This window comes from Acidobacteriota bacterium (assembly GCA_021161905.1).
Lineage (GTDB): Bacteria > Acidobacteriota > B3-B38 > Guanabaribacteriales > JAGGZT01 > JAGGZT01.
This window is the reverse complement of record JAGGZT010000045.1, coordinates 34,543-45,154: the sequence shown is the minus strand read 5'-3', so window position 1 is coordinate 45,154 and position 10,612 is coordinate 34,543. Positions and strand designations below refer to the sequence as shown.

Sequence of the window (10,612 nt, the reverse complement as noted above, 5' to 3'; positions counted from 1 at the left end):
GATCGATCCCCCTCCCATCATCTGCCACCTCGATGATGATCTTTCCCCCCTTGGGCTCCGCGGATAGGGTAATCCTCCCCCTCTCCGGCTTGCCCCGCTTCCTCCTCTCCTCTCCCTCCTCGATCCCATGATCGATGGCGTTCCTTATGAGGTGGATTAAAGGATCAGAGAGGCGCTCGATGAGCACCCCGTCCACCTCGGTCTCTCCTCCTTTAATAGCCACCTCCACCCTCTTATTGAGCTGGGAGGCGATCGCTCCTGCCTGCCGTTTCAACTTGGCAAATATCTGCGAGATGGGTATCATCCTCGCGGTCACCATCTGGTCGAAGAGGGAGGAGACCCTCCGCTCAAGTCGGAGGAGAACTTGCTCCATCTCCCTCACCTCTTGGGTAAAGCCAACCTTCTTGATGAGGGCGGAGAATCGGTCGCGAAGCTTCTCCTTCTCCACCATCAGCTCGCCCAGCCGATTGAGAAGCTCGTCAAGTCGGGCGATCTCCACTCGTATTGTCCTTGGGGCTCCTCGAAATATGGGCTCCCTTTTTCCAGGGATCAGGGGAAGGAGTTCAGAAGGGGCCTTTCCCCCAAGGGAAAGCTCCTTTGCCAGCTTTTCTACTGAATACTCGGAAGGGGCGGAGAGGAAGAGCTCCACCGCCATCCTCCCCCCGGTCAGCGCACTTGGCACCAGAGCTATCTTAACGAGGGGAGAAACCACCCTCTCCTCGACCAAGGTAAGGAAACTCCGCAATCTCTTTTGAGGGAACTCATATCGCGCCCGGAAAAGGAGCCTGCCCCGAGAAAGCTCAGTGGAAAGCCTTATCCTCTCTCCTTCAGTAAGGGGAGAAATGATCCGCTCATCTATTTGAGAAAGGGAGGAGGTATTGGGCTTGATCTTCTTTAGCTTCTTTATCTTGGCGGAGATCCGCTGGGGAAGGTCGCCCTCCTCCACCACCTTGCCTTTAGAAGCCCCCTCGAACATCCGAGAGAGGACATTCACCCCATCGAGGATGAGAGAGCGAACCCCCTCATCCAGTGCTTCGATCCTTCCCCGAGCAAGGGCGATAAGCCTTTCCATCAAGTGGCAGAGGTCACTTATCTCGGCAAACCCATGGCTCCCTGCTGTCCCCTTCAGTGTATGAAGTTCACGAAAGAGCTCCTCAATTATCTTTGAGAGGAGAGAAGGAGAAACTCCCTTCTCCCACTGGGAAAGGAGGGAGAGCAGACGGTCAAGGATCTCTTCCCCCTCAAGAAAAAAGGACCTATCCCCCCTCTTCTCCTCTCCCATCTACAACCCTTTGCCCACGATCTCCTCGAGCTTATTCACCAAGACCTCAAGGGAAGCCTTCTGGGGGATAAGGATAAGGTAAGCGAAAAATGGGGAACTCTCCCCCTGCATCTCGAACTTGGTCTTTATAAGGAGGAAGGTATCGTCCTCTTTCAAAAAACTGATATAGGTCGAGGTAAGGATGGCAGCTGCCTGGTCCACCACCAACATCGGGATGGAGGGGAGCACCCTCAGGCGGAGAAAATCGCCGAGGCCAGTAAGACAGGAGGAAACCACGATGTTACCCACCTCTTTCAATAGGGAGATGTTTATCTCATCATCAAAATTGGGACTCTCTTCCTTCTTAGCCAGCAGGTTAACCATCCTTAAAGCAGAGCGGTAGGGAAGCATAAACATCGCCGCTCCATCGATACCGCCATTTAGGATAAAGATAACCGCTGTCTCCACCTCCTCAGGATTGCCAATTGCCTCTACTATATGCTCCACAGTATAAAAACCCACCTGGGGAACCTCGATCATTATCTTCCGCTTAGCGAGGTTATAAAGAGCGGTAGCGGCATGACCAGCACCAATGGAGGCGACTTCCCTGATCGCATCGAGGTGGGTGGGACTAAATTTATCCTTCATCTAACCCTCCTTATTCATTTCTGGGGGGAAACTGCTAACGATATTAATTCCATCACATCGAAGAGAAGGACAACCTCCCCTCCCCCCAATATGGTGGTTCCGCAAAAACAGGGAAGAGCGGTCCTTAGTGGAGGCAACGGCTTGACCATCACCTCCTCCTGGGAGCCAAAGGAATCGATGGAAAAGGCTCCCTTTCTCCCTTCGGCACCGACTATCAGGATGAACCCTCCATCATCACTGCCAGCCGGGGGGATACCGAGGAGCTCCCTAAGCTCGAGCAGGGGAACCAACTCCCCCCGGTGGGATAGGAAATCCCGTCCCTTGGTCCTCTTTATATCTACATCAGAACGCTCTACCATCTCTTCGATATAGGAGAGGGGAATAAGGTAATTCTCACCCCCTATCGTTATCGGAAGAACCCGGGTAATAGCCAAGGTAAGAGGAAGAATAATGGTGAAACTCGTCCCCTTTCCCAATTCGCTCTTTATCAGGAAATCCCCTCCAAGGGACCTCACCTGCTTCATAACTACATCGAGACCCACACCACGACCAGAGACCTCAGTAGCCTCGGTCAAGGTGGAGAAACCGGGCTTGACGATGAGCATAAGTCGCTCCTTCTCGCTCATCCCGGCAAGCTCCTCCTCACTAACCAACCCCAGTTTAAGGGCAACCTCTCCCACCTGGTTAACATCAATCCCCCTTCCATCATCTGCCACCTCAATGTGGAAGAAGTTCCTCCTTCTCTCCGCAGAAAGCTTAACCGTCCCTTCCCTTGGCTTTCCCCTTTTTAACCGTTCCTCCGGTGGCTCTATCCCATGGCTTAACGCATTCCGCATCAAATGGACCAACGGCTCGGTGATCCTGTCCAGAAGCATCCGGTCCAGCTCCATCTCTCGACCCTCGAGCACCAACTGCACCTCCTTGCCCATAGCTCGGGAAGCCTCTCTGATGAATCGGGGGAAGAGATCGAACACCTGAGCAACAGGAACCATCCGTGCCTCCATCACCTCCTCCCTGATGGAAGAGGTAAGCCGGCTCAGATGAACCACCGCTTCCTCAAGCTCGGAAAGACCCCGCTCCCTCGCCAACCTGCTGATCCTCCCTTGGGCGATGGTAAGCTCACCAACCAGGTTCAGCAGGCTGTCCAACCGGCTCATATCCACCCTTATGGAAGTGGTCTCCTCATGGAAGAAGGGAAGGAAACCAGCCTCTTTCTCTTCTTCAGCTCTCTCTTCGGTAGAAGGCTCTTCAGGGAGCACTTCAACCACCCGAACCTCATCCAACTCGGGCACGGTGGAGAGAACCTCTTCTATTTCGCCCTTTTGGGAACCGGTAGCGATGACGATCTCGAAGGAAAGGTCGAACCCCCCCTTCATAAGCTCGGGGAGGGGATGAGAGGAGCTTACTATCTCACCAACCGACTTAAGGCGGGTGATCACCACCCCTGCCCTCGCCCCTTTAAGCGGAGCCTTGGGAGAGATGCGGACCGAGACCTGAAAGACCCTCCTCTCCTTCGCCTTAGAAGGAACTGCTTCATAACTCCTAACAGAATCAGGGGCAGCGGTTCCTTCCTCCCTTTCTCGAGTCAACCCCTCAATGAGAGGGGTAAGTCGAGAGAGGAAACTGCTGATATCGGGAGCCTTTTTCCCCTTAGCCTCTGCCTCGACCAGCGCTTGGAGAAGGTCGAAACCGGTAAAGAGCATCTCCACGATCTCCGGGGTGGGATCGGCTCTTCCTTCTCTGAGGAGAAGAAGGAGACTCTCCAGCTCATGGGTGAGCTGGACGATCGGCTGATAACCCATCGTCCCCGCCATTCCCTTGATGGTGTGCACCAGGCGGAAGATCTCGGAGATATTATCCCTCCTCCCTGGGTCCTTCTCCAGATCGAGAAGAAGGTTGTTCAGGGCTAAGAGATGCTCCCTCGTCTCCTCAAAAAACAGCTTTCGATACTTGGAGATATCCATCCCCTCCTACCCGCTCTGTCTATTTGACCACCTTGGAGAGGGTGTCGAGGATCTGCGCTGGCTGGAAGGGCTTCACAATGAAATCCTTTGCTCCTGCTTCGATCGCCTCAACAACCAACGCCTGCTGTCCCATCGCACTGCAAACGATGATATTCGCCTTGGGGTCCTCTGCTATTATCTTCTTTATCGCCTCTATCCCTCCCATATCGGGCATAATAAGGTCCATTATCACTACATCGGGTGAAAGCTCCTTGTATTTCTCGATCGCCTCGACACCACTCCCCGCCTCTCCCGCGATCTCGTAGCCGGCTTTGGCTAAAATATCCGAGATCAAGGTGCGGGTAAACATCGCATCATCAACAATTAAAACCCTTTTCCCCATCTCTCACCTCGCTAATTATGTCTTAAAATGGCTACGCCCCCTTGCTTGCTAAGGAACCGGGGAAGACCTCCCCGATAATAGCTGGAAGATCAAGAAGGAAAAGAAGCTCCCCTGAAACCCTGACCGCCCCTTTGATGAACTCTGGCTTCACCTCTTCAGGAAGCTTCGCCTTCTCTTCATGCACAATTTTATAGGAGGGAATCACATCAAGGACATCTTCGACGAGAAGCCCAAGCTGAAGCCCCGCTAAGGAGATAACCAAGCCCATCCTTGAAGCACCGGCGAGAAGCCCAAGCAGAACCGAGAGTTTCGCCAAAGGAAGTACCGTTCCTCGAAAATTAGCCAGTCCAGCAAGATAGGGAGGAGTGCCAGGGACACGATATACCCTCTCAAAGGAGATAACCTCTTGAACAAAATGACTCTCCACCATAAACTGCTCCCCTCCCGCAAGGAGCCTCATCATCAAATCACTTCTTTGCTCGACCACCTTTCTCTCCCTTTCTCCTCCTCTTCTTCCTCAGAGGCTCCTCTCCAGAAAGAAGCCCCTCTAAACCGAAGAGTTCCAATCTCTCCTCGGTGGTAAGCACCCGGCGGAGATCGAGAAGAACGAGATACCTCTCTCCCCGCTTAACCACACCAGTGAGGTAAGGGGCATCAAGCCCTGGGAAGATGGTAGGAGGCTTCTTTACCTCCGAAGACTTGATCTGAACCATATCCTTAGCCTCATCAACTACCATCCCCACCTTCTCCCCATTGATCCTCACCACCACGATCCGAGCCTCCTCTGCAGCTCCTCCCTCTCCTAGCCCAAACCTCTTTCTCAAATCGATCACCGGAATGAGAATGCCATCGTACTCCACCACCCCTTCGAGAAACTCCGGGGTATGAGGGATATTTGCCACAGGAAGCAAGGGAAGAATACGAGCCACCTCAGAGAGAGGAACAGCGAATTCCTGCTTCCCCACTCGATAACAAAGAAGAGCAATCTCGCCCTTTATCCCTCGCTCAGCCACCAGCAGCCTCCCTTCTCACCCCATAGCCGAGATGCCTGAGGATTGCACTATCTATCTCGTCGAGGGAAAGAATATGGGAGACAGCACCAAGTTCAATCGCTGATCGGGGCATACCGAAGATGAGAGCGGAATCCCGGCTCTGAGCGATGGTCATCCCCCCTTTCTCCTTTATGGCAAGAAGACCAGCAGCTCCATCACGACCCATACCGGTGAGAACTACCCCGATGGCACTAACCCCAAAAGCCTTCGCCAAAGAGGTAAACAGATGATCCGCTGCTGGCCTCACCCCCCAAAGGGGAGGCTCTGAAGAATAGCGGAGAAAACTTCTCTCTCCATCCCTTTCGATCAAAAGATGATACCCTCCCGGAGCCACATAACCATAACCCGGATGGATCTCCTCCCCGTCCTCCGCCTCTTTGATCTTCAACTTACAAACCGCGTCAAGCCGTTCGGCAAACTGCCGGGTGAAACCAGAAGGCATATGCTGGACGATGAACAAAGCCCCCGGGAGATCCTTAGGAAAGGTGGGGAGAAGATTCAATAACGCCTGAGGACCCCCAGTAGAAGCGGCGATACCGATACCGAAGAAACCACCCTTTCTTGCTCCAGGGGAGAGCTCTTTCTCTTTCTTCTTCTCAAGCGGGTGGATCTTTATCGCCTCCACCCCAGCTGCCAATCTTATCTTGGTGATGATCTCGTCCCTTATCTTCTCCAGATCGAATGAGACCTCTCCTGATGGCTTGGCTATAAAATCGACCGCACCGAGCTCCAACGCCCGGATGGTAGCCCGAGCCCCCTCAGTGGTATAGGCGGAGAGCATTATCACCGGAAGAGGATGGCGTCTCATCAGTCGAGAGAGGGTGGACAAACCATCGAGGACCGGCATCTCTACATCCAGGGTGATCACATCGGGAGCAAGCTCCGCCATCTTCTCCAAAGCAGCTTTACCGTTCGCTGCCCTCCCTACCACCTCGAGATCAGAGGTTGAATTTATGATGTCGGATATAAGCTCCCGCATAAACGGGGAATCATCCACCACCAATACCCTTATCTTCCTGCCACTCATATCTCCTTCTCACCTACCTTAAAGGAACGGACAAGAACCCTCCCTCCCTCAGGGAAGAAAAACACCGTTCTCCCATAATCTCCGCCCACATCCTCTCCCACGATGGGTATCCCCAGCTCTGAAAGAACCCGCCTACAGGCTTCGATGTTTCTTTTTCCTATCTCTTGGGATTCCTTTGAGGCAAGGAGCGAGAACATATTGGCTCCACCGACCAACTTCGCCCTCAATTTCTCCCTCCTTGCCCCTCCATCGAGGAGCTCGGCTAACAACTTAGGGATAGCGGTTTCAGGGAAACGGTAGGGATGCTTCTTCGCCGAATTGAGATTGCCGTTGGGGAGCATAATATGTGCCATCCCCCCTATCCCTTTTTCTTCATCATACATAATGACCGCCACACAGGAGCCAAGACCATAAGCGACCAATGGAGGTTTCTTCTTCGCTATACCATAATTACCAATCCCTACTACGAGCTTCTCCATCAATTACCCCTCCTCGCTATCTACCTAAAAGGACGGCTATAAACCCGTTCCCGAACATCTATAGGGGAGAAAAGCTTACGCGCCTCCCCAGAGAGCGCCTCCACCTTTCCCAGAACGAGCACCCCCCGGGGAACAAGGCTACCGAAGAAGCCAGAGAGGATGATATCCTGTGCCTCTTTGGTAAGGTAGATAAGTACATTTCTACATAGGATCAAATCTACCCTCTGAGGATAAGGATCGGCAAGAAGATCGAGCTTACGGAAGGTAACCATCTCCTTTATCTCCGGAGCAAGATGATAGCGTCCCTCCTCAAAAACAAAATACTTTTCCTTTATCCTCTCCGGCGTCTCATCCAGACTCGCTGGGGGGTATATACCCCTTCTCGCCGCCTCAAGGCTCTTCTTGCTTATATCAGTGCCCAAAATCCTGACATCGATCTTCTTAGGCAATAGCTCCTTGGCCATTATCGCCAAAGTATATGGCTCCTCTCCGGTAGCGGAACCAGCACTCCAGAAAAAAAGGCGGGGTAGCTTCCTCTCCTCCGCTAAAGCCCCAAGTCTTGGGAAAACCTCCCGCTCAAGGAGGGAAAAAAGCTCATAGTTGCGGAAGAACTTGGAAACATTAATAGTAAGCGCCTCCTCCAATAGAGGAAGCTCTGCCGGTTCCTTAGCAAGAAGCGCTGCATACTCCCGGTAGCTTCTCACCCCTCTTGCCCGAAGCCTGGTGGCTATCCGCCTCTTCAAGCACTTTGGCTTATAAAGGTTGCAATTGAACCCGATATACCTTCGGATCCTCTCCTTAAGTTCGGCAAAACCAGCCTCATCAACCACCACCTTCATCACTCGCAAAGGTCATAAAAAAACATAATTACCTTTTTTATTTTATCGAACAATGGCGATTATGTCAATCGCCTTTTACCTATAGAGGGGACAAAAAAAGAAAAGGGGGAGCGAAGCCGCTCCCCCGGAATATCTCGGGTCTTAGAAGATGTAGCGGACACCGAGCCTGAGCCGACGCGGATAGACCAGGTTGGTAGTCTCACCGAAGTAGGCGCCGGTGAGGGTATTAATACCGGTAACCCGATCGGAGTTGAACACATTGAAGAAGTCAGCAGAGATGCGGAGATTGCCCGGTCCGATGGCGACCTGCTTCTCGATCCTGAGGTCGAGGTTGTAGCCGGTATCAAGGGTGTGGGAACCACGCGGTTCGACATAGATGGTTCTCGTACCCTGGTTCAGCCCGGTAACCCGGAGCCTCCGTGTCCAGAAGGCACCGGTCCTCACATCGAAGTAGGCGCTCAGGTTGATCCCCCAAGGAGCGAAGTAGGTGGCGTTCACCTTCACCATCACCGTCCGGGTGAGGCCAGTGTTCCCGTCGTAGTTCTTGTTGTACCTGGGATCATAGTTCATATCATCCCACTCGGAGCCACCACCCCTTGCGGTAGTGATGTTCCCCTTCGCCCGGGAGATGGTGACCGAACCCATCATCAACCAGTTGTTGCTCATCCTCTTGTTGGCGACGATGATCAACCCATCGTACTTCCGATAGGCACCAGGAGCGTTCATCGTTATCCAGAACCGCTCGCTGGGGTCAATACAGTTATAAACGGTGACCTGCTGATCATCGGAAGTACCAGTAACCCCATCTTCGCCGGGATCAGTGATGGTCATCGCCTGGTAGTTATCGGGGATGCTCCGATCGACATCGGAGATGATGTTGTGCTCATAGCGATGGACATAGGTCACCCGCAGGGAAAGATCGGGGAGTAGCTGGCGCTCGAAGGAGAAGTTTATCTCATCGACATAGGGTTGTTTGATGTTGGGATCGATATCCCGGGTAAGAACATGGGGTATGTAGAGGAACTGTTGCCAATCAGCGCCATCCCAATAGTAGCCGTAGATGTCCTCAACATTAGTAGAAAGCGCATAGATGTAGTCGTTGAAGATGGGAGCGTAGTAGCGGAAGAAACCACCCTTCACCGCGCCTTTGCCATCGCCGAAGAGGTCATAGGCGAAGCCGAGCCTGGGCGCCGGGTTCTTGGTTACCATCAGCTTATCCCGGTTCTCACCGGGGAAACCAGCAGTATCATAGTCGAAGCGGATACCAAGGTTCAGGGTAAGCCGTTCCTTAATGGTCCAGGAATCCTGAGCGAAGAAGCTCCACCGAAGGACCCTCGGCTCGATATCGTACCTTCCACCCTCGTACATCAGATAGGGAGCACCATTCCAATCGAAATAGGCTTTACCCTCAGGGTAACCACCTCTGTCTCTCATCCAGCTCCGCTCGAACTCGGCACCGAACTTGAAGTCGTGGTTATCGCCCTTCAACAGGAAGTTGTCCGCAAAGTGGGTGAGCGAAGCGTTCACCTGGTCCCTTCTCCTATCAGCATAGTAGTAGTAGATAGCGTTAACAGAGTAATAGTTGGTGACGAGATCGTAGTGAGGATAACCGCTACCGTTTGGAGTGAGGTAATAGTACCCTTTGAAGGCACCATAGCGGACATCGAGCAGGGTGTTCTGGCTGAAGATGGAGGTCCAGGTAGCGTTCCAGGAGTTGGAGGGCGAATCCTCAGTAACGGTGGTCTCGGGCGGGTTATACCTACTGGCAGCACGACCGCTTACATCATAGATATCCCGTTCGTAGAAACCGGATACCTTGTTGTTCCGGTTGAGCTGATAGGTGCCCTTGATGAAGTAACGGGGGCTCCACTGCTCCCGCTGACTCCCCTCGACAGAGAGGATGGAGACCTTCTCGTAGTACTTCTCCGCAGAACCGAAGAACCAGAACTTGTTCTTTATAATAGGACCACCGACGGAAGCACTCGCCTCGTAGCGCTTACGGACGGTACGGGGCTCGAGGCTGGGATCGGTCCAGTTCGACCAGGTGAGGGCATCGGGGAGGTAATCATCACCCTCGAAGTAGCCGGTTAAGGTCCCATGGAACTCGTTACCACCGGACTTGGTGACGATGTTGAATACCTGCCCGGTGAACATCCCGTACTCGGCGTTCAAGCCGATACCAGCGAACTGCACCTCCTCGAACCAGTCGTAGTTGGGGAAGACCCAGCGGGTTCCACCCTCGGTATCGGTAACATCGACGCCATCGAGCTGATAGGAGCTGGCTGCGGAACCAGCACCACCAAAAGCACTGGTTCCACTAACGCCAGGCGCGTAGTCCTCCACATCAAGGGCGAAGGTAGGCCTCGGCAGGTTCTCAAGCAGGTTCTTACTAAGGGTTACGCTCGCCGACGACTCCTTCACATCGACCAGCGGGCTCTCCGCAGTAACGGTGATCGTCTCCGCCACCGCCGCCACCTTCAGGGTGAAGTTGACCGTGGTGGTAACACCAGCGTGGATCTCCACCCCTTTACGGATAACCGTCTGAAAGCCCTCGAGCTCTGCCTTCACCTCATATACGCCCGGTGGAAGCGAGGGGAAACGGTAAACGCCAGTAGAGTCAGTGGTAGCAGTAAGGTCCGGTGTGATCAAGGCTGGAGAATTGATGGTAATGGTCACACCAGGAAGAACAGCACCAGAGGTGTCTTTCACCACACCACGCAGGGTACCGGTGATCTTAGCCATCTGGCCATAGGCAACGGCGGAGAAAAGAAGCCCCACCGCCACCAGAACGACCAATAATTTGGCTTTCATAACTTCACATCCCTCCCTTTCTTAAAGGTTTTGGGTTAACATTAGATATCTTTTAACTGCTTCTCTACCCCCTTTCTTAAAATATTAATCCATCTCTATTATACAAACAAATTTCGTGCCACCAAGTAGCCAGAATCCCCTTTTTTTAT

General features: G+C 53.1%; 10 protein-coding genes. All 10 read right to left on the bottom strand.

What is annotated here, in order from left to right; all coding sequences use genetic code 11:
* Nucleotides 1-1,282: Hpt domain-containing protein (locus tag J7L64_06350; GenBank protein ID MCD6451963.1), on the bottom strand; the 1,282-nt coding region annotated here is incomplete at its 3' end.
* Nucleotides 1,283-1,909, bottom strand: coding sequence for a chemotaxis protein CheC (locus J7L64_06345; protein ID MCD6451962.1), 627 nt, complete (start codon nucleotides 1,907-1,909; stop codon nucleotides 1,283-1,285).
* 14 nt (nucleotides 1,910-1,923) lie between these two features.
* Entirely contained in the window at nucleotides 1,924-3,873 is a 1,950-nt protein-coding gene (locus J7L64_06340) for a chemotaxis protein CheA (protein MCD6451961.1), read from the bottom strand.
* 19 nt (nucleotides 3,874-3,892) lie between these two features.
* Nucleotides 3,893-4,255, bottom strand: a complete 363-nt coding sequence (locus tag J7L64_06335) for a response regulator (protein ID MCD6451960.1) — start codon at nucleotides 4,253-4,255, stop codon at nucleotides 3,893-3,895.
* Nucleotides 4,256-4,286: 31 nt separating this feature from the next.
* Nucleotides 4,287-4,742: a chemotaxis protein CheW gene (locus tag J7L64_06330; protein ID MCD6451959.1), complete on the bottom strand. Its 456-nt coding sequence runs from the start codon at nucleotides 4,740-4,742 to the stop codon at nucleotides 4,287-4,289.
* Nucleotides 4,723-5,268: a purine-binding chemotaxis protein CheW gene (locus tag J7L64_06325; GenBank protein MCD6451958.1), complete on the bottom strand. Its 546-nt coding sequence runs from the start codon at nucleotides 5,266-5,268 to the stop codon at nucleotides 4,723-4,725. The genes J7L64_06330 and J7L64_06325 overlap by 20 nt, the downstream gene beginning before the upstream one ends.
* Complete coding sequence (locus J7L64_06320; GenBank protein MCD6451957.1) at nucleotides 5,261-6,334, bottom strand: chemotaxis response regulator protein-glutamate methylesterase; 1,074 nt, start codon at nucleotides 6,332-6,334, stop codon at nucleotides 5,261-5,263. Before J7L64_06320 ends, J7L64_06325 begins: the two co-directional genes overlap by 8 nt.
* Nucleotides 6,331-6,813, bottom strand: a complete 483-nt coding sequence (locus tag J7L64_06315; protein ID MCD6451956.1) for a chemotaxis protein CheD — start codon at nucleotides 6,811-6,813, stop codon at nucleotides 6,331-6,333. Before J7L64_06315 ends, J7L64_06320 begins: the two co-directional genes overlap by 4 nt.
* A 20-nt stretch (nucleotides 6,814-6,833) precedes the next feature.
* Nucleotides 6,834-7,652: a protein-glutamate O-methyltransferase CheR gene (locus tag J7L64_06310; GenBank protein MCD6451955.1), complete on the bottom strand. Its 819-nt coding sequence runs from the start codon at nucleotides 7,650-7,652 to the stop codon at nucleotides 6,834-6,836.
* Nucleotides 7,653-7,793: 141 nt separating this feature from the next.
* Entirely contained in the window at nucleotides 7,794-10,463 is a 2,670-nt protein-coding gene (locus tag J7L64_06305; protein MCD6451954.1) for a TonB-dependent receptor, read from the bottom strand.
* Nucleotides 10,464-10,612 lie beyond the last annotated feature (149 nt).

Excerpts from the sequence above, each read along its gene's own strand:
- J7L64_06345 (MCD6451962.1), bottom strand. The coding sequence starts at position 1,909 with ATGAAGGATAAATTTAGTCCCACCCACCTCGATGCGATCAGGGAAGTC.
- J7L64_06340 (MCD6451961.1), bottom strand. The coding sequence starts at position 3,873 with ATGGATATCTCCAAGTATCGAAAGCTGTTTTTTGAGGAGACGAGGGAG.
- J7L64_06335 (MCD6451960.1), bottom strand. The coding sequence starts at position 4,255 with ATGGGGAAAAGGGTTTTAATTGTTGATGATGCGATGTTTACCCGCACC.
- J7L64_06320 (MCD6451957.1), bottom strand. The coding sequence starts at position 6,334 with ATGAGTGGCAGGAAGATAAGGGTATTGGTGGTGGATGATTCCCCGTTT.
- J7L64_06315 (MCD6451956.1), bottom strand. The coding sequence starts at position 6,813 with ATGGAGAAGCTCGTAGTAGGGATTGGTAATTATGGTATAGCGAAGAAG.
- J7L64_06310 (MCD6451955.1), bottom strand. The coding sequence starts at position 7,652 with ATGAAGGTGGTGGTTGATGAGGCTGGTTTTGCCGAACTTAAGGAGAGG.
- J7L64_06305 (MCD6451954.1), bottom strand. The coding sequence starts at position 10,463 with ATGAAAGCCAAATTATTGGTCGTTCTGGTGGCGGTGGGGCTTCTTTTC.